The organism is Chryseobacterium paridis (genome assembly GCF_016595215.1).
Classification (GTDB): Bacteria; Bacteroidota; Bacteroidia; order Flavobacteriales; family Weeksellaceae; genus Chryseobacterium; species Chryseobacterium paridis.
Genome location: NZ_JAENHK010000001.1, coordinates 608417 through 629231 on the forward strand (window position 1 = coordinate 608417; position 20815 = coordinate 629231).

Consider the following 20815-nt stretch of genomic DNA (forward strand, 5'->3'; position numbering starts at 1 on the left):
TCTACGGCAGGTTCCAGCGTAATGATACTGCCATATAAAAGGTGCTGGCAAAACGAGGATCTTCCATTTTTTTAGATTTAAATATGCTTTTGATCTTACGATCGTTTTCAGTAAAGCTCCTTAGAAGCGCTGTTCCTCCGGTAAGCCGCAAACTTAAATTTTTGTTGATCTGCAACTCCGGTCGTAAACCTGCTGTAATCTGTTGATACCCTAATAATGTAGATTTTCCACCTTTGTTTCTTTCTACAGTCATACCGTTTAGATCTACTACAGCTTTTAGCGCAAATTTGTCTGTGAACTGATATCCAGCTTCCATCCCTTGTGGAAAATTGATGTTAAATTTGATTTTATTCCCTGTTTTCCAATCAAAATAAATCCAGGGCATGATCATAGGCACACCAAAAGCTGTGGTTAATACCGGTCCTGCACCAAGAGCCAGATTGGGTCTAAAGTTCCTGATAAATAATACTCCACCCTGTCCAAGCACATCATCAAAGCTTACATTTTCCATATCTGTATAAACCCCGGCGGAAGCAGTAACCATCATGCTCCATTTTCCACCCAAAGGCCTTAAATGCTGTAAACCAACTTGTGCGTTCAACATTTGATAGGGAAACAAGTTCTTTTCATAATTCTTATGGGACATTTTTGCATAAGCACCATTAACCAATAATGACCAGGATTTTACTTTCCCATTCTCCAACTTCTTCATGGATAGCGGAATGCTAAAACTTAGATCCACTCTCTTAAAATCACTTTTAGAGCCTGTTTTTACACTATCCTCAGGACGGATATAACTAGAATGAGGAATATATTCCGTTTTCAATTCTCCGGATATTCCAGACTGAGCATTTACCCAACAACTAAGATGAGCAAGACCATAAAAGACCGTCAAAAGACCTTTCTTCATAAACTTAAATTTTTCACAAAGAGAGACCTTTCGTAAGCCTAAACAAAAATTACTTGATTAAGTGCTTATATGTTATGATGAATGGAATAAATCTGGAATGCATAAGATTTTCCTACGTTCGATTATGAGATTGCTTCGTCACTCTGTTCCTTGAAATGACAATAAAAAAACCACTACAGGTTTGTAGTGGTTTTAACAATATTCAAAATTAAGTATAACTTATTCTTCTTGTTGATTGCCTAAAAAAGCATCCCATCCCTGTGCGGTCAGAGAAACTAACTGATTTGAACCTCTCGCTACCATAAAATTTCCTTCCCCATTGTCTACAGCATGTCCAATAATGGTAAAGTCCGGATGGTTTTTAATTTTATCAAAATCATTCGGCGAAATAGTGAATAAGAGTTCATAATCTTCTCCCCCACTTAATGCTGTCATTACAGGGTTTAAATTCATTTCATCTGCTGTAGAAATCGTAAGGCTGTCCATAGGAATTTTCTCCTCATATAATCTGAAGCCAACTTTTGATTGATCAGAAAGGTGTAAAATTTCAGAAGCCAATCCATCAGATATATCGATCATTGAAGTTGGTTTGATATCTAATTCTTTCAAGATTCCTTTCACATCTGTTCTTGCTTCTGGCTTTAATTGTCTTTCCAAGATATAATCAAACCCTTCCATTTCAGGCTGCATATTTGGATCTGCTAAAAAAACAGCATGTTCCCTTTCTAAGATCTGAAGTCCCATATAAGCACCTCCCAAATCCCCACTTACAACCAAAAGATCATTAGGCTGCGCACCACTTCTTTTTACAAGGTTTTCTTCTTCCTCAATCCCCACGGCAGTAATACTCATTACCAATCCCGTGTTTGAACTGGTAGTATCTCCACCTATTAAATCCACTTTATATCTTGAGCAAGCTGCCTGAATTCCAGCATAAAGTTCTTCTAAAGCTTCCACCGGAAAACGATTGGAAACTGCAAGTGAAACCAGTATTTGTGTTGGTGTAGCATTCATCGCAGCAATATCACTTAGATTTACAACTACTGCTTTATACCCTAAGTGTTTTAAAGGAACATATCCTAAATTAAAATGAACTCCTTCTGCTAAAACATCTGTTGTAAGAACAACTCTTTTATTCCCTGGATTAATAACTGCTGCATCATCTCCTACACCAACCTCCGAAGATTCATTGGATAAAGGAAAATGCTCCGTTAAATGCTTAATCAATCCAAATTCTCCCAATTTAGAGATCGGTGTTAATTCCTGAGATTTATCTTCAAACATATCTTTTCTTTTTTATTGTAAAAATGTACAAAGTAAAATGTATTAATGATCCCTTCGTTTAAAGACGAAATATATCATCGTAAATTAATGGGATCCATCTTAACTTTGAACCTTCTGTTTTTGCTCCTGGATTATTTAGTGAATTCCGATGGATCAATATTCTGAGGATGGAAAGGGAATTTTTTAAAATCCTCTCTGCTCAAAACTTCCGTTTCAGCTGTTTTATATTTATTCATAGCCTCTACGATATCATCTGGTGGAGTTGTCATCTTTCTTAGCATCATATCGATCCATACCCCGGTAGCTTCTGATGTTGCACAATGCATCCCGTCTGGTGTATAGAATTTATGAACAAAACGATAGATCGACGAGTCTTCTGAACATCCCCCTATTTCCACACTTACGATCACAGTCTGATCAGCATAGATCTCTTTGAAAAAAGAATATCTTTCATGTAGCATAACAGGACCTATTCCCCATCTGCTCAGCTGGGTCACACCCATTTTCTCTTTTGTCATAAAAGCCATCCTGGCCTGTGCACAATATTGCACATAAGATGAATTTGCTAAATGTTTGTTGGCATCAAGATCGCTCCAACGCACTTCGAATGTATGGTAGAATTTCATTTGAAAAATCGTATTTAGAATAATAAAATTATAATCTTCAAAAATACTCAAATAAGATGGTTTATAAAAATTGTACTTTTGGAAAAATAATCTTCAGCATAGGATTGCATATACATGAAACAAATTATCATTATCGGAGGGGGTGCAGCAGGGTTTTTCTGTGCATCCAATCTGGACGAAACAAAATATAAAATTATCATCCTTGAGCAAAACTCAGATGTCCTTCAGAAAGTAAAAATTTCAGGAGGAGGGCGTTGTAATGTGAGCCATGCGTGTTTTGATCCGAGAGAACTGGTTCAGTTTTATCCTCGTGGAAATAAGGAACTTCTAAGTGTTTTTACAAAATTTCAACCTGGAGATACTATGGAATGGTTCGACAAACGAAATGTTTCGTTGAAAATAGAAAACGATAATAGAATCTTCCCTGAAAGCAATTCTTCACAAACTATTATTAATACTTTCCTTACCGAAATCCAAAAGAAAAACGTTGAAGTAAAAACAAAATGTGTAGTAAAGGAAATCATCAAGGAAAATGAAAAATATATTGTAAAGACCAGTACAGGAGAATTTGAAGCAGATTATATTATTTATGCTACCGGAAGTTCTCCTAAATCACTGAAAATTGTTGAAAACTTAGGACATAAAATCATTGACCTTGTTCCTTCTCTTTTCACATTTAATATTAAAAATGACCTGATAAAAGATATTCCTGGAACAAGTTTTGAATATGCCGAAGTTTCTATTCCGAAATTAAAAACGGAAGAAAGCGGACCATTACTCATTACCCACTGGGGTCTTTCCGGACCAGCGGTATTGAAAATTTCGGCGTGGGAAGCCATTAATTTAGCAAGGTTAAAATATAATTTTGAAATCGAAGTCAATTTTGTTTCGAAAACGATAGACGAAGCTGAGAAACTATTTCAGAACTTCAGACAAAGCAATCCTAAAAAGACGATCGGACAATCAAAAATTTTTGAAGTAACTAATCGATTCTGGCAGAAAGTTCTTGAAATCTCTAAAGTGGACCTCAACAAGCAGGTTTCTAATATTTCGGGAAAAGAAATGCAGATGATTCTGGAAAACTTATGTAAAAAGAAATTACAAGTAACGGGTAAATCTACTTTTAAAGACGAGTTCGTTACTGCAGGAGGTGTAGATTTAAAAGAAATTAATTTTAAAAATATGTCTTCAAAAATTTTATCCAATTTCTATATTGCCGGTGAAGTTTTAAATATTGACGCCGTAACTGGCGGTTTCAATTTTCAGGCTTGCTGGAGTGAAGCATGGCTGATTGCACAGGATTTGAATTTAAAATAACAATGTTGATTTTTTAATAATTGAAGATTAAATAGCCATAAAAGAAACATAAAAACTAATAAGTAAAATGTGCTTTTAACGAAAAAGAAATATTCCAATGCTCTTAAAATCCTTTTAATTTTAGGGTTTGGGTATTTCTTTTGGCTTATGTTTCAAATTACCGTAGAATATATTCCATTGAAAGCTGATGTCAGCTTTTTAATGATTAAACAAACAGAGGTTACTGATAGACCAGAATATCTTCCTTTTTTTTATACTCATGTTTACACCAGTATTTTTGTACTTCTTTTTGGCTTTTTCGCTATTCTTAGAAAAAATTTTGGTGTACAAAACTTTCATAGAAGTGTTGGAAAAGCCTATATTTTTCTTCTCTTAATCTTTTCAGCACCAGCCGGAATTTATATGGGACTATTTGCCAATGGCGGGTTCTTTTCCAAAACCTCTTTTGTAATTCTTGGTTGTCTTTGGTGGTTTACTACCTACAAGGCTTATCAACTCGCGAAACAAAAAAAATTTGCTCCTCACAAACAATGGATGTGGCGTAGTTTTGCGCTAACATTATCTGCGATCACATTAAGAATGTGGAAAGTTATTATTGTATATTTATTTCATCCCAATCCAATGGACGTTTATCAAATCATTGCATGGTTGGGCTGGATCCCCAATATCCTGTTAATTGAATTCTTAATCACAAAAAAAATACTATGAAAATTGTAAACTATTTCCTTGTCCCATTACTCACTATATCTTTATTGAGCTGTAAGAAAGATGCTAAAAATATTGGTTCAACGACAGATTCTCTGAAAACAAAGAAAGACTCGATTGTCGTTCCTGAAGTCCACAAAGAATACTATGGAATTTATACCGGTAATTTTGGTGCCATTCATATTGCAACTGCAATGGAAAGTGAGGACGATTATGAAGAAAATAAAAAAATATCATTAAAAATAAATAAAATTACCAAAGACAGCGTATACGGACAAAGCATCGTAAATGGCAATCAGCGTCCGTTTCGGGGTATATTTAATGAAAATACTCAATCTTTTATTTTGGATGAACCAGGAAACGACAAAACAGATGGAAGGTTTGAGGTAAAAATAAAGAATGACAGCTTATTAGGAAAATGGACTGCTTTTAATAAAAGTGTTGTTAAAGCACCTTCTAAATCTCTGGAATTGGCGAAAAGGGATTTTGTATACAACCCCAATTTTATGTTAGACAAAGACTCCGATCTGGTTGACTGGACAAATCCTAAAAGCTTTGTTGAAAAATTCAAAGATGAAGAAACAGGAAAAACAGAAAGCTATACTACTTCAAAAAACAGAGTAGCTACAGAAGCAATTTTCAAAATCAATGCTTCTAAACAAAAACTCACTGAAAAGGACATTAAAAACTTAAGAAAACTTGATATGGAGATTATTAAAAACTCTGTTTTTGCCAGACATGGATATTCCTTCAAAAAAGCCACCTATAGAAACTTTTTTGAACGCACAGACTGGTATATCCCTGTATCAAACAATGTAGATAATGCTCTCTCTCCCATGGAAAAAGACAATGTTGCATTACTAAATCGCTTTATCAAATACGCTGAAGATAAATATGATAGCTTTGGAAGATAACAGAAGATGATGATAAAATATTTAACATGTATCGTATCTTTCTTCTGCACCATTTTGCTTTCTGCGCAGCAGGATTCTACATCAATACAAAAAAATCCACAAGTCGTTTCTCCTTCTGAGATTGCGGAATACAAAAACCCGGAGTTTCCAGGAGGTCATCAGGCATTTGTAAGGAAAATATTAAGTAATTTTCAAACCACGCTCCTTTCCAGACTCAACATCACCAGCGCAAAGGCTGTCGCTTCATTTGTAGTAGAAAAAGATGGCAGTATGGGCGATATACAAATAGAATCCTATGAAAATGAAATTATAAAGAAAGAGTTTCTAAAATCTCTTAAAAGCGTCAATACGAAATGGACGCCTGGAGAAATAAAAGGAGAGAAGGTAAGAATGAAAATGAAGCAACCCCTTATTTTCAGATTGGAATAATTATTTCCTATTTAAGCTATTCAGCTTTATTATTACATATAGCAATAAGCATCCTATAGCATAACAGGTTATATCAATCCAGGAAAATGAGTTTCCAATAACAACATACATCAGGCTTCCTCTTTGGAAGCCTAATTTTTCTGCAATATTAAAATATTGGGCAATTTCAATCATGCAGGAAAATATGAAAATCGCTAGAATAAGTTTTTCATTATTCACAGCAATGAAACTTTTGACAAAAGTATAGAGAAGGATTACAACAATGACATCCCCGAGGTAGGCTCTTACAAAGAAAATATCTTTTAATACTGTGGCAATCAGAACTTCCGTTAAAAACAATAATATCGTAAGGATTACATATTTCAGGTTGAATTTTAAACTCATTTATGGTATATTTTGGCTAAAGCCCGCTTCTTTAGATCAATGTATATAATTGATATTTATTTCTTTACCTTAACAGTACACCCTATCGCGACTGTTTTCGTCATTTTTATTGGTTGTCCCTTTAATAATGAGTTTACAGCATCCTGAGCATAATATTCAGAAACATCATTTGGATTGTCATAATTGTTGTCTATAGCTCCAATATATTTCACTATGTTCTTGCCATTTTCTTTTTGTAAAATAAATACATGCGGTGTTTTGGTAGCGCCATACTGAGGATAAATTTTTTGCCCTTCATCCACCAGGTATGGAAATGTAAATCCTTTCTGCTTTGATCTTTCAATCATTTCCTTATATCCATCTTCAGGTTGTACATTAGGGTCATTGGGGTTAATAGCAATTACAGGATAGCCTTGATCTTTATATTTTTTATTCAACTCTATAATTCTGTCTTCATATTTTTTCGCGTAGGGACAATGGTTACACGTAAAAATAACAATAAACCCTTTTGCTGTTTTGTAATCACTTAGAGAAACCATTTTCCCGTCAACATTTCTCAGTTTAAAATCAGTTGCCTCATCTCCTACTTCATAGCCTTTATCCGATGTAGAAATACTCTGTTTTTCTTCATCCACTTTACTATTGTTCTTTTCAGTAAAACTCAACAGTCCGGCACCTATGATGAGTGCTGCTATAATAACCTTTAAATTTTTCATAGTCTTTTTTAAAATAAGTTTTTATTGATTGTATTCTCCAATTCAGTCTGGTTCATTTCTCCGTCATTAAAGAAAACCTTTTCTCCATTTTTATAAAACAAAGTTACCGGAATATTTCCATCCCAGTCTTTTTCAAACCGAGGTATCCATGTATTCATTCTTTTAATATCATCTAATAAGATAACTTCGGCAGTAAGATTTTTGCTCTTAATAAACTTAATCACTTTTTCTTTATCAACCAATCTATCCAGCGAAACGAGGATCATTTTAAATTTTGGATTGTTTTTATTTTTATTATTTACTTCTATAAAATAAGAAAGTTCCTTTACACAAGGAGCACAGGTTGTTGACCAAAAATTCAGCACAAGAAACTTATCACTCTCCTGTTGAATGCGTTTTTCAAGCTCTTCATATTTTAATGAAGAAACAATAGTCTGTTGTGCCTTGGAAATTGTAACGCCTAATGACAAAAATACAATTGTAAATAAATGCTTCATATCCAAAAGTAATAAAAACTTTTATTTATCTATGATTTTCAACCAGTTAATATACCTGAATTCAGGTATTTTTATGAATTTCATTCACGAATAATGGATATATCAGAATTTAAAATGTAAATTAGTTTAATCAAATTAAAAGTTTTTATCATGAAAAAATCAAACACTAAAATCCAAAAATTAACTAAAAAAGAGTTGAAAGAAATTAACGGGGGAAGAGTAGTCTGTCCAAGAGTAATCAGCTGCATCGACCGTCGTACAGGTCAGGAACGAAATGGAGTTCCAGGAGTTCAAGATGATTATTGCTGTTAATTAGCTACATTATAACAAATCTGCAATGACACTACATTTTGGTGTCATTTTTTATATAAAGTAAAAATTTGCTGCAATTTTAATCACATTAACTTGATTTATTAAATAAATAATGTATTTTTAGTTTAAACAAATTAAATGTTATAAATATGAAAAAATCAACCATCAAAATCAAAAAATTAACTAAACAAGAGTTGAAAAAAATTAATGGAGGAATCGGTCATGATTGCCCCATAGTATTTAGCTGTTTTGATCGTAATACAGGTGAAGAATTGATAGGAGTTCAGGGAATCCAGGATGGATATTGCTGCTAAATAAAATCCTTTATCATGAAAAAATTAAAGACACAGAAGAAACTCAGTAAAACAGAGTTAAAGCAAATTAAAGGAGGAGAAGGACCTTGTTATGAAGGATTCTGTCATATGCCAGGTTCTATAGAATGGATTCCTGGAGCAGGTGACAGAAATGGAGATTGTTGTTATATGTAAAATTATTGTAACAATCAAATAAGCAAAATACATATTAATCAAACTATACGAAACTAAATAATTTATTATGAAAAAGTCAAACATTCAAATCAAAAAATTAACTAAAAAAGAATTAAAAGAAATTAATGGAGCTGGTGGCCCTGATTGTCTTGCACAGTGTTTTTGTTTGACACCTGATGGTGAAGGGTATATCGGAGTATGTAGCGTAAAAGGAGGTTGTTGTTAAACTTCACAATATTATATAAGAAAGCTCAAGGGCTTTCTTTTTCATTAGTCCTTTAATTGCTATCATTCTAATAATCAGACATATTTTTGTAAAGTACTTCAATAGCTCTTATTCATTTTTATAAGGACTTTATGATTTTATGTTAAACCTAAATAAATTAAATATCTATTATTATGAAAAAATCAAATATTCAGAAAAGAAAACTGACTAAGAAAGAGTTGAAAGAAATTAACGGAGGAGCAGGATTTGATTGCGTTATGGAATGTATCTGCATGTTCCCGGATGGTTCATCTCAAGTTGGAGTGTGTACTTCCAAAGGAGACTGTTGCTTATAAGCAACTCATTATATCATAAAAAAAGAAAGCCGTATAGCTTTCTTTTTTTGTTCTATTATAATTAACCTCCAATCATCTTTTTTATCGAATTCAATTTCATTAGAGCTTCGATAGGTGTTAAAGTATTGATATCTATTTTGGTAAGCTCTTCTCTAATATTTTCCAAAACTGGATCATCCAACTGAAAGAATGACAACTGCATGTTTTCATCTGTCACTCTTTTAATGCTTTCTGATGAAGTTCCTTGAGTTCGGCTTGCTTCTAAAGTTTTCAGAATCTCATTCGCTCTATTTACCACTTTTGCTGGCATTCCCGCTAACTTTGCTACATGAATTCCAAAACTATGCTCACTTCCACCCGGAACAAGTTTTCTCAGGAATATAATATTTCCTTTGTTCTCCTGAATTGAAACGTGGAAATTTTTAACTCTTTCGAAATTAACCGTCATTTCATTCAATTCATGGTAGTGGGTTGCAAATAAAGTTTTAGCTTGACTTGAATGCTGGTGGAGATATTCTGCAATAGCCCATGCTATAGAAACCCCATCATATGTTGAAGTTCCTCGACCTATTTCATCCAATAAAATCAAGCTTCTTTCTGAAATATTATTCAAAATGTTTGCAGCTTCATTCATTTCAACCATAAAAGTTGATTCCCCCGCTGAAATATTATCTGTTGCTCCTACTCTGGTAAAGATCTTATCTAAAACCCCGATCTCAGCATGTTTGGCCGGAACAAAACTTCCAATCTGAGCAAGAAGACATACAATTGCCGTCTGTCTAAGAATGGCAGACTTACCTGCCATGTTTGGCCCGGTAACCATTATAATCTGTTGAGAATCTTTATCCAGAAATATATCATTAGGAATATATTTTTCTCCTAACGGAAGAGCATTTTCAATAATAGGATGCCTGGCTTCTTTTAGATCAACTACATAACTGTCATTCAATATCGGCCTTGTATAACTTTCAGAAACAGCAAGTTCAGACAATCCGGCGGCTACATCTAACTGGGCAATTATATTTGAATTTTCCTGTATCTGATCAATGTAAACCATTGTTTCAGAACATACATTCCTATAAAGCTCATTTTCCAGGACACTTATTTTTTCTTCTGCTCCAAGAATCTGACTCTCATATTCTTTTAGTTCTTCCGTAATATATCTTTCTGCATTTACCAATGTTTGCTTTCTCAACCAATCACCTGGAACTTTATCCTTATGGGTGTTTCGAACTTCAATAAAATATCCGAACACATTATTAAAATCAATTTTAAGGCTTGTTATTCCTGTTCTTTCAATTTCCCGTTGACACATCTCGTCCAGGAAGCCTCTTCCTTTACTTTGGAGGTTCCTTAGTCTGTCTAATTCTTCTGAAATACCCTCTTTAATAACTTTTCCTTTTGAAATATTCACTGGAAGTTCTTCGTTCAGGCGATTTTGTAAAAACTTAATAAGTTCATCCAAATCATACAAAGGTTCTATCCAGGCTAACACATCTGCAAACGGATGAAGTAACTCTTTAATTGTATGGATATTAACTAAACTTTGACGGAGATATCCGATTTCTTTCGGTGATATCTTTTCCGCTGCCAATTTCCCCATTAGACGATCTAAATCAGAAATGGATTTTAGCAATTGTGAAATTTCATATTTTAAACCATCATTCTCATTTAAGAAGTCGATGAGTGATAATCTTCTTTGAATCTCATTAACTGATTTTAATGGCAGGATAATTCTTCTTCTTAGCAACCTTCCTCCCATTGGAGTTGCTGTTTTATCAATAATATCCAATAGTGATTTTCCCTGAGGATTACTTGGATAAACAATTTCCAGATTTCTTAACGTAAAATTATCCATCATCAGGAAATCGTCCTGTGGAATAACTTTGATCTTGGTAAGATGCGCTAATAAGTTGTGATGGGTATCCTCTACCAAATATGCAAAAATAGCTCCTGCTGCTGTAATCGCCAGTGAAAGAGTTTCTATTCCAAATCCTTTTAAAGAATTCGTTTTAAAATGACTCGTTAATTTTTCATAGGCAAAATTATATTGAAAAGCCCAATCTTCAAGTTTGAAAGCACTTTTATTCTTTAATTGCTCCGGAATCTGAACACTTCTCTGATAAATAATCTCACTGGGATCAAATGTGCTTACAATATGTAGAAGCTTCTCAAGATTTCCTTCGGTTACTAAAAATTCTCCGGTAGAGATATCGACCAATGCCATCCCAAATTTCTCTTTCTCCTTATGTAGTGAAAGCAGGAAATTATTTTTTTTCGAACTTAATACCTGATCATTAAATGTAACTCCAGGAGTAACCAATTCGGTAACTCCTCTTTTTACAATTCCCTTCACCATTTTCGGATCTTCCAATTGATCACAAATAGCAACACGAAGTCCTGCCCGAACCAATTTTGGAAGATAAGAATCTACGGAATGGTGTGGAAATCCTGCCAACTCAATATGACCATCTCCATTTGCTCTCTTGGTAAGAACAATTCCCAGCACCTGAGAGGCACGGATCGCGTCTTGTCCAAAAGTCTCATAAAAATCTCCGACCCTGAATAATAAAAGAGCATCAGGATATTTTCCCTTGATGGTATTATACTGGATCATTAATGGAGTTTCCTTCTTCGTTTTTGCCATAATAAAAAATGAAGGTCAAATTTAGAAAATAATTTCAGGCTTAGAAAATTGTTTCAGGATTAATCTTTTCAATATCCTCTTTACTTGAATTAATTTTTTGTCGTATTTTTCGGCAAAATTATGTAATGGATTTTCCAATATTAGAAACTGAAAGGCTAATTTTACGACAACTCACTCCAAATGATGCTAAAGATTTATTTGAATATTTTTCTTTAGATATTGTTATGGAATATTATGATCTGGCAACATTTACTCATATTGGAGAAGCTGAGGAAGTGATTACAACATTCAACACTGAGTTCGAAAATAAAAAAGGATTCAGATGGGCTATCGAATTGAAAGATGAGAAAAAAGTAATCGGAACATGTGGATATCACAATTGGTTTCATGAACACTTTAAATCTGAGATAGGATACGAATTGAATCCAAAATATTGGCAAAAAGCATATATGAAAGAAGCAATACAGCCAATTCTTTCTTTCGGATTTGAAAAGATGAATCTCCATAGAATAGAAGCTTTTATTGATCCTGCTAATATTTCCTCGGAAAAACTTTTGTTATCACAAGGCTTCAAGGAAGAGGGAACCATGCGAGATTTCTTTTTTGAAAAAGGAAAATTCGTAGATGCTACGATTTTTGGACTTATAAAAAAGTAAAGAATCCCAAAAGTGATTTCTGTTAGTCTTTTTTTAAATGTTTGTCTAATGCTTCTGTGCTTTTTTTGTAAGCCCATTTTTGTTTATAATTTACCCATTTTATTTTAAAAAGTTTTCTGAAAAGCTTATCCGTATACCTCATAATAAATACATGATATAGCATATTTGCAAAAACTTTTGGTTTATTGGGAAGTGCTCTTAATGACAAAGAAAAGCCCGGCTCGAGATACCTGTTAAAATGCCAGAATGCTCCAGGTATAAAAAGTGCATCCCCATGCTCCATAAATATTTCATACCCTTTGGCATATTGCAACGCCGGAAACTTTTTATAATCAGGGTTTTCGTAATCTACATCATAAATGGTGTGAACAGATAAAGGAACTTTATACAGAAAAGCAGATTGTTCCTGATCGAATAATAAAATTCTCTTTTTCCCTTCGAAATGGATATGCATAAAATCTCCTAAATCTACATCGTAGTGCATCAGAACATGAGCTTCACTCCCACCGAAAAATAATGTAGGAAGTCTCTTAAAAAACTTCATTCCTAGGTCCGGGTAGGTAAAGTTTTTCAATAATTCCGGAAGCCTGTCAGTAATAATGTAGAAAAAGATACGAAGGTCAGAAGGTTTGCTTTTTATAGTATCAATATAGTCCTTCATTTTCATATGTGTCACAGGAGCATCTGAGCTTTTGGCTGCGTTTGCCGGTTTATTATCATACAAAGGAACTTCCTGCTCCCCTGCTTTTTCACGAATATAAGCAAGGTTCCATTGATCAAAAGCATCCCAGCGACTCGCAAAATTTTTGATCAATAAAGGCTTCTTCTTTTTGAAATAATCTTTTTGAAAATCTTCTTTACTAATATCGTTGACAACATCTACTTTTTCGAGAATCATTTGTTGATTGATTTAATGCGAAATAAAAGTAATGTTTTTTTGAAATTTAGAAAAATTTTACCATTTACATTTTTTTAATACTAAAATGATTTCCTTGTACTCACAAAAAGTCACAATAGAAAATAAACCAGTATAGAAATCATTCCTCCCAAAACAATGACAACGCATCCTTTCGGATTTTTTTTAAAACTTTTCTTTCTGCTATATTTATTGACATAATGCCCACTTACCCAAGTTCCATCTTTTTTAAAGTGTCCTTTTCTGTAGTATCCCATTTTATTTTCTTACAAAGAAAAGAGACTCTTCCAAAGTAATTTTACAGTTTTCCATAAACAAAGGATAAAACGAAAAAAATTATATTTGCATCACCAACTAAATTTATGAGAGTCTATAACACCAAACATTTCCTGAAGATACTTTTCAGTTTACATAAAAGTGATACTTTAAAAATACTTTTTCCTACAATGGTATTGGTAGGAATATACTCTTATGGAATAGAATATCTGGAGGTTGAGTACCTACATCTCACAACCAAATCTGCGGTAAGTAATGTTGGAATGATTCATTCTTTACTCGGCTTCGTTCTCTCTTTGTTGTTGGTTTTCAGGACAAACACCGCATACGACAGATGGTGGGAAGGAAGAAAACTATGGGGAAAATTGGTTAATGATACCCGAAACATTGCCATAAAAATCAATATGCTTCTTGAGGATGACAGACAAAATGCAGAACAGATCGCGAGATATTTAAAGTTTTTTCCTCATTTCTTGGCTAAACATCTTTCCAAAGAATCTACGAGACTAGCACTGGATGAAGATTATTCTGAAATTGAAAAATCGCTTAAACATCATGGACCCAGCGAAATCATTATTCTCCTAAGTTACAAATTGAACCAATTAAAAAAAGAAGGTAAAATTTCTGATGTTGAAATGGTATATCTGGATACCCAGCTTTCAGGCTTTCTTGATATCTGCGGTGGGTGTGAAAGGATAAAAAACACTCCTATTCCCTACTCCTACTCGTCTTTTGTGAAGAAATTCATCATACTTTATGTATTGGCTTTGCCAGTTGCCTATGTGATCAGTATTGGTTTATTTATGATTCCGCTTACGGTTTTCGTTTATTATGTTTTGATGAGTTTGGAACTTATTGCTGAAGAAATTGAAGACCCATTCAATAATGACGAGAATGATATCCCGATGGAAACTATAGCTCAGAATATTGAAAAGAATGTGCATCAAATCATGGGATTAAAAAATAAAATCAACCTTTAAAGGTTGATTTCTTTTAGTTCGCCATCTTGCTTTATTTCTACGAATTTACTTTCTCTGTTTGCTGAAGAGTAATTATAGAAAAAAGTTTGATATATTGGTGTTGAATACAGATACCCTCCATAAGCATTATAAGCATCCGACTGTCCCGTTTGCTGTTGGTAACTTGCGGTAGCTGTAAAGTTTACGATAGTTTCCAAATAATATTTACCTGGCTTTAATTTCTCAAACTTAAATCTTCCATGAGCATCTGTTAAAGCATCTATCCTATATTTAAAAGCTTCTTCAGACATATAAACTGTTGTTTTTCTATTTTCGTATTTCCTTCTCATGTTATAAAACTCTTCAAAATAGGGAGTCACTGGAAAAAGCATTACAACAGTCCCTTCTGGGGCATAATGTTTCTGTCCCAGTAAAGGTTTGATTCCCCAGTTGTTTTTTTGCTTGGTTGATGCTACTCCTTCAATGGTAGAGTTTCCAAAGCCGATCATGGTCTGGGCTAGTTTTTTATCGAAAAAAGCCTGTGGGTAATACGTATTCTGAGCTTTTGAAAATATAAAAGACGATAGTAATGTTATAACTATAAGTAAATTTTTCATGTCATATTTTTTTAATCAAATATAACTATTTTACTATTTTTGAAATAAAAATATCTATGAAATACATTTTTCTTTTATTAATTTCTACATCCACATTAGCAATCGCACAAAAACCATGTGGATTTAAGGATGGATTACAGGAAGGGAGTTGTAAGCAATTCTTTGAAAATGGCCAGGTAAAAGAAATTGCAGAATGGAAAAAAGGAAAGCTCGACGGTGATGCTATTTTTTATTACGAAAATGGAAAAACTCAGGCTAAAGGAGAATACAAGAAAGATTACAAAATAAAGGAGTGGGCTTATTATGATAAAAATGGCGTTTTAACTTCTAAGGAGGTTTTCAGAAATGGTGAAAAAAATGTCTATGATAATAGCTCTACAGGTACCTTTTATTCTCCGACTGGAAATATCACCGAAATCTCCAATTATAAATTCGGGAAACTCAATGGTGAAAGCAAAGTTTTTTATGAAAATGGAAAATCTGTAAAACAGATTGGTTATTATGAAAACGGATTAGCCACCGGAAAATGGAAAATGCTTTATCCATCTGGAAAAGTTCAGCGTGAAACTGAATTCGCCAATGACAAATGGAATGGAACCAGAGTTCATTATCGTGAAGATGGAAGCGTAGAAAAAACAGAAATATACAAGGACGGAAAATTAATCTCTACAAAATAATATATTGGTACATAAATTAAAACTGGAAGAACTAAACAGAATAGATGTAGAAACATTTAAAAAAGTTGACAAGCTTCCTTTGATCGTCATTTTGGATAACATAAGAAGTATGCACAATGTGGGAGCCACATTCAGAACGGCAGATGCTTTTTTAATTGAAAAAATAATCCTTTGCGGAATAACACCGCAACCGCCCCATCGTGAGATTCACAAAGCAGCATTAGGAGCAACAGAAAGTGTGGATTGGGGCTACGAAAGCGACATTAATACCACAATTCAGGATTTAAAAAGTCAGGGATTTGAGATTATTGGTATAGAACAAACCAGTAATAGTACAATGATTACAGATTTCACGATTGACAAGTCTAAAAAATATGCTTTAATATTAGGTAATGAGGTAGATGGAATCAGTGATGAAGCTTTAGAAAATATTGATGTATTTCTGGAAATTCCCCAACTGGGAACAAAGCATTCTCTAAATGTAAGTGTATGCGGAGGTCTCGTTATGTGGGAATTCGCAAAGGCCTTAAAATAAAAAACTGCATATGCCTAAAAGACAGTGCAGTTTGAAATAAATCTAATAAAAAGTAAAAATGAAAGGCGACAAAGATACTTTTTTTTTATTTACAAACAAATTTTGGACTCGCATTTTTTATTTTTCGAAAAAAAAACCCGAATATTACAAAACAGTTTCGTTTAATTTTTTATAAATTAGCACAATGTTTATCAAGGACTATATCTCAAAGGATTTCCCATGTTTTAGCCTGACTGACTCAATAGAATCAGCAAGAAGTACATTAGAAGACTTTGGATATACCCACATTTTCATTAAAAAGTCCCATCACTTTTACGGGGCTATTGCTAAAGATTTTCTTTACGAAACAGAAGGAACATTGAAGGACCTGGAGCATCAGGTCGAGCGATTTGCTATTCTTGAGGACAACAATATCATGGATAGTATTCGTTTATTTTATACGTTTAATTCCAACGTGATACCTGTGATCAATAAAACTGAAAAATATCTGGGATATATTACCTGTGAGGATGTTTTTCAGGATTTGTCACGTTATCCTCTATTCTCAGAATCAGGAGCTATTCTAACGGTAGAAGCTCCGGCAAGAAAATATTCGATGACAGAGATTGCCAATATTGTAGAGAGTAACAACTCAAAATTTTATGGTGGTTTTATTAGTTTTATGTCTGAAGAAATTGTTCGTGTTACTGTAAAGATCAGCAATGAAAATCTAGCATCCATTGATGCAACTTTCGATCGATATGATTATAGAATCGTAGAAAAGTTCTATTCGGATGAAAAAACAGATCTGTTTAAAGACCGGTTTGGCTTTTTCCAAAAATTTATAGAAATATAACATGAAGGCAGCTATATATTCTCAAAAAAAAGATCTAGATACTTTTTTATACTTAAGCAAATTCGTTTCAGAACTTGAAGGCAGAGGCGTAAAATCTGTCCTATTTGATGAAATGGCTGAAGCTCTTCAGTTTTCAAAAATATTCGAAACATTCAATAATAAGCAGGATCTTATAGAGAAAGAAGTAGATCTTTTCTTCACTTTTGGAGGAGACGGAACTATTGTGAATTCTCTTACTTTTATTGAAGATCTTGAGATCCCTATTGTGGGGGTAAACACGGGAAGATTAGGATTTTTGGCGAGCTTTACTAAAGAAGAAGCTTTCAAAGAGCTGGATGCCATCTTAAAAGGAGATGTAAAAACCAGTCGCCGCTCTGTGATTGAAGTGATTTCACCGAGATCAGACGAGTTTTTTCCGTACGCTCTAAATGATGTTACCGTTTCAAGAAAGGAAACGACATCTATGATTACTGTGGATTCATTTATCAATGATGAATTTTTAAATGTATTCTGGGGAGATGGCGTGATCGTTTCGACTCCTACAGGCTCTACGGCTTATTCTCTAAGCTGTGGTGGTCCTATTATCTCTCCCAATAACGAAAACTTTGTCATTACTCCTATTGCTCCTCACAATCTGAATGTAAGGCCTTTAGTTGTTAATGATAGTGTTGAGATCAAGTTTAAAGTAGAAAGCCGTGTATCTCAATACTCTCTTTCTTTAGATTCAAGACTAATACATATAGAAACAGATAAAGAAATTATCATTAAAAAAGCTGATTTTCAAATCCTTTTGGTTCAACCGAACAACTTGAGTTTCTATGAAACGATCCGTCAAAAATTACTTTGGGGTCGGGATAAAAGAAATTAGCAATTAAGCAAATTTTCTTACCTTTACACAACTTTAAAAACACCTAATAATTTATTTAAAAAGTAAAACATGAGCAGAATTTTTCCGGCAGGAGTTGCCACAGGTCAATTGGTTACTGATATTTTTCAGTATGCTAAAGAAAATAAATTTGCGTTACCAGCTGTAAACGTTATTGGTTCCAGCAATGTAAACGCTGTTATGGAGACTGCAGCAAAATTAAACTCTCCTGTTATTATTCAGTTTTCAAATGGTGGAGCTGCTTTCAATGCAGGAAAAGGACTGAGCAACGATGGACAAAAGTCTGCTATTTTAGGAGCAATTGCCGGAGCAAAACATATCCACACGCTTGCGGAAGCTTATGGAGCCACTGTAATTTTACATACAGACCATTGTGCAAAAAAATTATTGCCTTGGATCGATGGCTTAATGGACGCTAATGAAGAATTTTTCAGACAGACAGGAAAATCTCTTTATTCATCTCACATGTTGGATCTTTCTGAAGAGCCCTTAGAAGAAAACATTGAAGTTTCTGCTAAATATTTTGAAAGAATGGCTAAAATGCAAATGACTTTAGAAGTAGAAATAGGAGTTACAGGAGGAGAAGAAGATGGTGTTGATAACTCTGATGTAGACAACTCAAAGCTGTATACACAGCCAGAAGACGTTGCTTATACTTATGAAAAGTTAAAAGCTATTTCTGATAACTTTACTATAGCTGCTGCTTTTGGTAATGTACATGGAGTGTACAAACCAGGAAACGTGGTTCTTACACCAAAAATCTTAGACAACTCTCAAAAATTTGTTCAGGAAAAATTCGGAACGGCAGCGAAACCTGTAAACTTTGTATTCCATGGAGGTTCTGGTTCTACTTTAGAAGAAATTAGAGAGGCGATCGATTATGGTGTAATCAAAATGAACATTGACACAGATCTTCAATTCGCATATACAGAAGGCGTTAGAGATTACATGGTGAATAATATAGAATATTTAAGATCTCAAATCGGAAACCCTGAGGGAGAAGAAAAACCTAACAAAAAATTCTATGATCCAAGAGTTTGGGTAAGAAAAGGTGAAGAAACGTTCTCAACAAGATTGGTTAAAGCTTTTGAAGATTTAAATAACGTAAATACTTTAAAATAAGAACTGTACATTTGTATTAATGTAAGAATATTCATGATGAATACACTTACATTAATACATTTTACATTTATACATTAATACACGCAAAAATGGCATTCGACTGGTTTAAAAGAAAAGCAAAAAACATTACCACTTCTACTGATGAAAAAAAGGATGTTCCAAAGGGTCTTTGGCACCAAACTCCATCAGGAAAGATAGTGGAACACGAAGAGCTTAGGAAAAACAACTATGTTTCTCCTGAAGATGGATTTCATGTAAGAATAGGAAGTGCAGAATTTTTTGAGATCCTTTTTGATGAGGGCAAATTCACTGAACTAGATGCTAATGTCGAAAGTATAGACATCCTAAACTTCAAAGATACCAAACCATACGCAGATCGTCTGAAAGAGGTAAAAGCAAAAACAAAACTTACAGATTCTATAAGAAATGCTGTAGGAACTGTAAAAGGGACTGAAATGGTAGTTTCTTGTATGGATTTCGCTTTTATCGGAGGATCATTGGGTTCTGTAATGGGTGAAAAAATCAGAAGAGCTATAGATTACTGTATTGCTCATAAACTTCCATATATGATCATCTGTCAATCTGGAGGAGCAAGAATGCAGGAAGCAACTTACTCCCTAATGCAGCTAGCAAAAGTACAGGCTAAATTAGCTCAGCTTTCAGAAGCAGGACTTCTATACATTGCTTACTTGTGTGATCCAACTTTTGGTGGTATCACTGCATCTTTTGCAATGACAGCTGATATTATTATGGCTGAGCCAGGAGCTTTAATTGGTTTTGCGGGTCCTAGAGTAATTCGTGAAACGATCGGTAGAGACTTACCGGAAGGTTTCCAAACTTCAGAATTCCTTCAGGAAAAAGGATTTGTAGACTTTATCGTGAAAAGAACTGAAATTAAAGACGTTGTTTCTAAAACAGTAAATTTATTAGCAGTACATGCTTAAAATTTGTAACAAATACAGTATAATCTCTCTCTAATTAGGGAGAGATTTTTATTTATGAGAACTTTCAAAATATTTTTTAATACGATTCGGGCAATGAGCTTTAAAAAGATTATGCGTCTTTTATCTCTCGTTTTGCCACATCCTCTATTCTCTATATTAAGTTTTCATGCCACTGTAAAGGCTTTTACTATTGCTCAAAAACGATTTCCTGACACTGCATCCAATAACGGAATAGGCAATGCATTCAGACATGCCCTTTGGTGCTGTTTTATTCTGATGTACTGTTCTAAAATTTCTTCACCCCAAAAAGCGCTCGATTTCTGTAAAAGGATAACCGATCTGCATGAAGAACTTTTTCCGAACAAGCCTTTGGAAACAAAAATGGACCTTCATAACAATAAGATTGGGATGGATTATTTTATGGAAATCCTTCCAGGTATTCATCGTCAATTTTTTGAAAAAAGCTTCTTTATTGATGCTTTAATTAAAAAAATGGATGAAGCAAAAGTCCTGAAAAATCTGGATGATCATTTTGAGGGGTATTTGGTCTATCTTGATGAAAAATAGTTTTTCATAACATTTAATTTATTATCTTTTCTAAA

Annotated in this window: 27 protein-coding genes; 17 read left to right on the forward strand and 10 right to left on the reverse strand. The window is 33.8% G+C overall.

From position 1 onward, the window contains the following. Position 1 precedes the first annotated feature (1 nt). The 3 genes from JHL15_RS02735 to JHL15_RS02745 form a co-directional block, all read right to left on the reverse strand. The gene (locus tag JHL15_RS02735) at positions 2-910 is read right to left on the reverse strand and encodes a DUF6268 family outer membrane beta-barrel protein (RefSeq protein ID WP_200242528.1); all 909 of its coding nucleotides are present in this window, start codon (positions 908-910) and stop codon (positions 2-4) included. Positions 911-1129: 219 nt separating this feature from the next. Continuing rightward, positions 1130-2194, reverse strand: coding sequence for a thiamine-phosphate kinase (gene thiL / locus JHL15_RS02740; protein WP_200242530.1), 1065 nt, complete (start codon positions 2192-2194; stop codon positions 1130-1132). A 131-nt stretch (positions 2195-2325) separates the two neighbouring features. After that, on the reverse strand, positions 2326-2820 hold the full coding sequence (locus JHL15_RS02745; RefSeq protein ID WP_200242532.1) for an acyl-CoA thioesterase: 495 nt from the start codon (positions 2818-2820) through the stop codon (positions 2326-2328). Between the two features lie 114 nt (positions 2821-2934). Here JHL15_RS02745 and JHL15_RS02750 point away from each other — a divergent pair, with 114 nt between their 5' ends. From JHL15_RS02750 to JHL15_RS02765, 4 genes are all read left to right on the forward strand, one after another. After that, the gene (locus JHL15_RS02750; RefSeq protein WP_200242534.1) at positions 2935-4137 is read left to right on the forward strand and encodes a BaiN/RdsA family NAD(P)/FAD-dependent oxidoreductase; all 1203 of its coding nucleotides are present in this window, start codon (positions 2935-2937) and stop codon (positions 4135-4137) included. Positions 4138-4206: 69 nt separating this feature from the next. After that, entirely contained in the window at positions 4207-4845 is a 639-nt protein-coding gene (locus tag JHL15_RS02755; RefSeq protein WP_200242536.1) for a DUF2306 domain-containing protein, read from the forward strand. After that, entirely contained in the window at positions 4842-5756 is a 915-nt protein-coding gene (locus JHL15_RS02760; protein ID WP_200242537.1) for a YARHG domain-containing protein, read from the forward strand. Before JHL15_RS02755 ends, JHL15_RS02760 begins: the two co-directional genes overlap by 4 nt. 9 nt (positions 5757-5765) lie before the next feature. Next, positions 5766-6185, forward strand: a complete 420-nt coding sequence (locus JHL15_RS02765) for an energy transducer TonB (RefSeq protein WP_200242538.1) — start codon at positions 5766-5768, stop codon at positions 6183-6185. On the opposite strand, the gene JHL15_RS02770 is transcribed toward JHL15_RS02765, so the two are convergent. The 3 genes from JHL15_RS02770 to JHL15_RS02780 are packed head-to-tail and all read right to left on the reverse strand — an operon-like array spanning position 6186 to position 7782. Beyond that, a complete protein-coding gene (locus JHL15_RS02770) occupies positions 6186-6569 on the reverse strand; it encodes a ribosomal maturation YjgA family protein (RefSeq protein ID WP_200242539.1) in 384 nt (127 codons plus the stop codon). It lies immediately after the preceding gene. A 56-nt stretch (positions 6570-6625) separates the two neighbouring features. Next, the gene (locus tag JHL15_RS02775; protein WP_200242542.1) at positions 6626-7285 is read right to left on the reverse strand and encodes a thioredoxin family protein; all 660 of its coding nucleotides are present in this window, start codon (positions 7283-7285) and stop codon (positions 6626-6628) included. A gap of 8 nt (positions 7286-7293) precedes the next feature. After that, positions 7294-7782 (reverse strand): TlpA family protein disulfide reductase, encoded by a 489-nt coding sequence (locus tag JHL15_RS02780; protein ID WP_200242545.1) that lies wholly within the window; start codon positions 7780-7782, stop codon positions 7294-7296. Between the two features lie 461 nt (positions 7783-8243). On the opposite strand from JHL15_RS02780, the gene JHL15_RS02785 reads away from it, so the two are divergent. The 4 genes from JHL15_RS02785 (at position 8244) to JHL15_RS02800 (ending at position 9143) form a co-directional block, all read left to right on the forward strand. Further along, positions 8244-8408, forward strand: coding sequence for a bacteriocin (locus JHL15_RS02785; RefSeq protein ID WP_200242547.1), 165 nt, complete (start codon positions 8244-8246; stop codon positions 8406-8408). Positions 8409-8423: 15 nt separating this feature from the next. Further along, positions 8424-8582 (forward strand): bacteriocin, encoded by a 159-nt coding sequence (locus JHL15_RS02790; RefSeq protein WP_200242550.1) that lies wholly within the window; start codon positions 8424-8426, stop codon positions 8580-8582. A gap of 67 nt (positions 8583-8649) precedes the next feature. Continuing rightward, on the forward strand, positions 8650-8808 hold the full coding sequence (locus JHL15_RS02795) for a hypothetical protein (RefSeq protein ID WP_200242552.1): 159 nt from the start codon (positions 8650-8652) through the stop codon (positions 8806-8808). A gap of 173 nt (positions 8809-8981) precedes the next feature. Next, entirely contained in the window at positions 8982-9143 is a 162-nt protein-coding gene (locus JHL15_RS02800) for a bacteriocin (protein ID WP_200242554.1), read from the forward strand. A gap of 61 nt (positions 9144-9204) precedes the next feature. On the opposite strand, the gene mutS is transcribed toward JHL15_RS02800, so the two are convergent. Then, positions 9205-11790, reverse strand: a complete 2586-nt coding sequence (gene mutS / locus JHL15_RS02805; protein WP_200242556.1) for a DNA mismatch repair protein MutS — start codon at positions 11788-11790, stop codon at positions 9205-9207. Between the two features lie 125 nt (positions 11791-11915). On the opposite strand from mutS, the gene JHL15_RS02810 reads away from it, so the two are divergent. Then, positions 11916-12446: a GNAT family N-acetyltransferase gene (locus tag JHL15_RS02810; RefSeq protein ID WP_200242558.1), complete on the forward strand. Its 531-nt coding sequence runs from the start codon at positions 11916-11918 to the stop codon at positions 12444-12446. A gap of 22 nt (positions 12447-12468) precedes the next feature. Here the strand turns inward: JHL15_RS02810 and JHL15_RS02815 are convergent, their stop codons facing one another. Continuing rightward, the gene (locus JHL15_RS02815) at positions 12469-13344 is read right to left on the reverse strand and encodes a cupin-like domain-containing protein (RefSeq protein WP_200242559.1); all 876 of its coding nucleotides are present in this window, start codon (positions 13342-13344) and stop codon (positions 12469-12471) included. Positions 13345-13454: 110 nt separating this feature from the next. Beyond that, a complete protein-coding gene (locus JHL15_RS02820; RefSeq protein ID WP_200242562.1) occupies positions 13455-13619 on the reverse strand; it encodes a hypothetical protein in 165 nt (54 codons plus the stop codon). 105 nt (positions 13620-13724) lie between these two features. Between JHL15_RS02820 and JHL15_RS02825 the strand changes: the two genes are divergently transcribed. After that, positions 13725-14618 (forward strand): bestrophin family protein, encoded by an 894-nt coding sequence (locus tag JHL15_RS02825; RefSeq protein WP_200242565.1) that lies wholly within the window; start codon positions 13725-13727, stop codon positions 14616-14618. On the opposite strand, the gene JHL15_RS02830 is transcribed toward JHL15_RS02825, so the two are convergent. Further along, positions 14615-15214 carry a hypothetical protein gene (locus JHL15_RS02830; RefSeq protein ID WP_200242568.1) on the reverse strand — a complete coding sequence of 200 codons (600 nt, stop codon included), beginning with the start codon at positions 15212-15214 and terminating at the stop codon, positions 14615-14617. The two genes, JHL15_RS02825 and JHL15_RS02830, sit on opposite strands and share 4 nt — an antisense overlap. Positions 15215-15270: 56 nt before the next feature. On the opposite strand from JHL15_RS02830, the gene JHL15_RS02835 reads away from it, so the two are divergent. The 7 genes from JHL15_RS02835 to JHL15_RS02865 all read left to right on the forward strand — a co-directional run bounded on the left by JHL15_RS02835 (position 15271) and on the right by JHL15_RS02865 (position 20780). After that, positions 15271-15891, forward strand: a complete 621-nt coding sequence (locus tag JHL15_RS02835) for a toxin-antitoxin system YwqK family antitoxin (protein WP_200242570.1) — start codon at positions 15271-15273, stop codon at positions 15889-15891. A gap of 4 nt (positions 15892-15895) precedes the next feature. After that, entirely contained in the window at positions 15896-16426 is a 531-nt protein-coding gene (locus tag JHL15_RS02840) for an RNA methyltransferase (protein WP_200242573.1), read from the forward strand. Positions 16427-16610: 184 nt separating this feature from the next. Then, positions 16611-17261 carry a CBS domain-containing protein gene (locus JHL15_RS02845; RefSeq protein ID WP_200242575.1) on the forward strand — a complete coding sequence of 217 codons (651 nt, stop codon included), beginning with the start codon at positions 16611-16613 and terminating at the stop codon, positions 17259-17261. A gap of 1 nt (position 17262) precedes the next feature. After that, entirely contained in the window at positions 17263-18129 is an 867-nt protein-coding gene (locus tag JHL15_RS02850) for an NAD kinase (RefSeq protein WP_200242578.1), read from the forward strand. Between the two features lie 69 nt (positions 18130-18198). Beyond that, positions 18199-19269, forward strand: a complete 1071-nt coding sequence (gene fbaA / locus JHL15_RS02855; protein WP_200242581.1) for a class II fructose-bisphosphate aldolase — start codon at positions 18199-18201, stop codon at positions 19267-19269. Positions 19270-19358: 89 nt separating this feature from the next. Next, positions 19359-20213 (forward strand): acetyl-CoA carboxylase, carboxyltransferase subunit beta, encoded by an 855-nt coding sequence (gene accD / locus JHL15_RS02860; RefSeq protein ID WP_200242582.1) that lies wholly within the window; start codon positions 19359-19361, stop codon positions 20211-20213. A gap of 54 nt (positions 20214-20267) precedes the next feature. Beyond that, entirely contained in the window at positions 20268-20780 is a 513-nt protein-coding gene (locus tag JHL15_RS02865) for a DUF6973 domain-containing protein (RefSeq protein ID WP_200242584.1), read from the forward strand. Positions 20781-20815 lie beyond the last annotated feature (35 nt).

Coding starts and splice junctions, on each gene's coding strand:
- JHL15_RS02765 (WP_200242538.1), top strand. CDS start 5,766: ATGATAAAATATTTAACATGTATCGTATCTTTCTTCTGCACCATTTTG.
- JHL15_RS02785 (WP_200242547.1), top strand. CDS start 8,244: ATGAAAAAATCAACCATCAAAATCAAAAAATTAACTAAACAAGAGTTG.
- mutS (WP_200242556.1), bottom strand. CDS start 11,790: ATGGCAAAAACGAAGAAGGAAACTCCATTAATGATCCAGTATAATACC.
- accD (WP_200242582.1), top strand. CDS start 19,359: ATGGCATTCGACTGGTTTAAAAGAAAAGCAAAAAACATTACCACTTCT.
- JHL15_RS02800 (WP_200242554.1), top strand. CDS start 8,982: ATGAAAAAATCAAATATTCAGAAAAGAAAACTGACTAAGAAAGAGTTG.
- JHL15_RS02780 (WP_200242545.1), bottom strand. CDS start 7,782: ATGAAGCATTTATTTACAATTGTATTTTTGTCATTAGGCGTTACAATT.
- JHL15_RS02830 (WP_200242568.1), bottom strand. CDS start 15,214: ATGAAAAATTTACTTATAGTTATAACATTACTATCGTCTTTTATATTT.
- JHL15_RS02815 (WP_200242559.1), bottom strand. CDS start 13,344: ATGATTCTCGAAAAAGTAGATGTTGTCAACGATATTAGTAAAGAAGAT.
- JHL15_RS02810 (WP_200242558.1), top strand. CDS start 11,916: ATGGATTTTCCAATATTAGAAACTGAAAGGCTAATTTTACGACAACTC.
- JHL15_RS02790 (WP_200242550.1), top strand. CDS start 8,424: ATGAAAAAATTAAAGACACAGAAGAAACTCAGTAAAACAGAGTTAAAG.
- fbaA (WP_200242581.1), top strand. CDS start 18,199: ATGAGCAGAATTTTTCCGGCAGGAGTTGCCACAGGTCAATTGGTTACT.
- thiL (WP_200242530.1), bottom strand. CDS start 2,194: ATGTTTGAAGATAAATCTCAGGAATTAACACCGATCTCTAAATTGGGA.
- JHL15_RS02795 (WP_200242552.1), top strand. CDS start 8,650: ATGAAAAAGTCAAACATTCAAATCAAAAAATTAACTAAAAAAGAATTA.
- JHL15_RS02770 (WP_200242539.1), bottom strand. CDS start 6,569: ATGAGTTTAAAATTCAACCTGAAATATGTAATCCTTACGATATTATTG.
- JHL15_RS02850 (WP_200242578.1), top strand. CDS start 17,263: ATGAAGGCAGCTATATATTCTCAAAAAAAAGATCTAGATACTTTTTTA.
- JHL15_RS02750 (WP_200242534.1), top strand. CDS start 2,935: ATGAAACAAATTATCATTATCGGAGGGGGTGCAGCAGGGTTTTTCTGT.
- JHL15_RS02825 (WP_200242565.1), top strand. CDS start 13,725: ATGAGAGTCTATAACACCAAACATTTCCTGAAGATACTTTTCAGTTTA.
- JHL15_RS02835 (WP_200242570.1), top strand. CDS start 15,271: ATGAAATACATTTTTCTTTTATTAATTTCTACATCCACATTAGCAATC.
- JHL15_RS02745 (WP_200242532.1), bottom strand. CDS start 2,820: ATGAAATTCTACCATACATTCGAAGTGCGTTGGAGCGATCTTGATGCC.
- JHL15_RS02775 (WP_200242542.1), bottom strand. CDS start 7,285: ATGAAAAATTTAAAGGTTATTATAGCAGCACTCATCATAGGTGCCGGA.
- JHL15_RS02820 (WP_200242562.1), bottom strand. CDS start 13,619: ATGGGATACTACAGAAAAGGACACTTTAAAAAAGATGGAACTTGGGTA.
- JHL15_RS02735 (WP_200242528.1), bottom strand. CDS start 910: ATGAAGAAAGGTCTTTTGACGGTCTTTTATGGTCTTGCTCATCTTAGT.
- JHL15_RS02845 (WP_200242575.1), top strand. CDS start 16,611: ATGTTTATCAAGGACTATATCTCAAAGGATTTCCCATGTTTTAGCCTG.
- JHL15_RS02865 (WP_200242584.1), top strand. CDS start 20,268: ATGAGAACTTTCAAAATATTTTTTAATACGATTCGGGCAATGAGCTTT.
- JHL15_RS02760 (WP_200242537.1), top strand. CDS start 4,842: ATGAAAATTGTAAACTATTTCCTTGTCCCATTACTCACTATATCTTTA.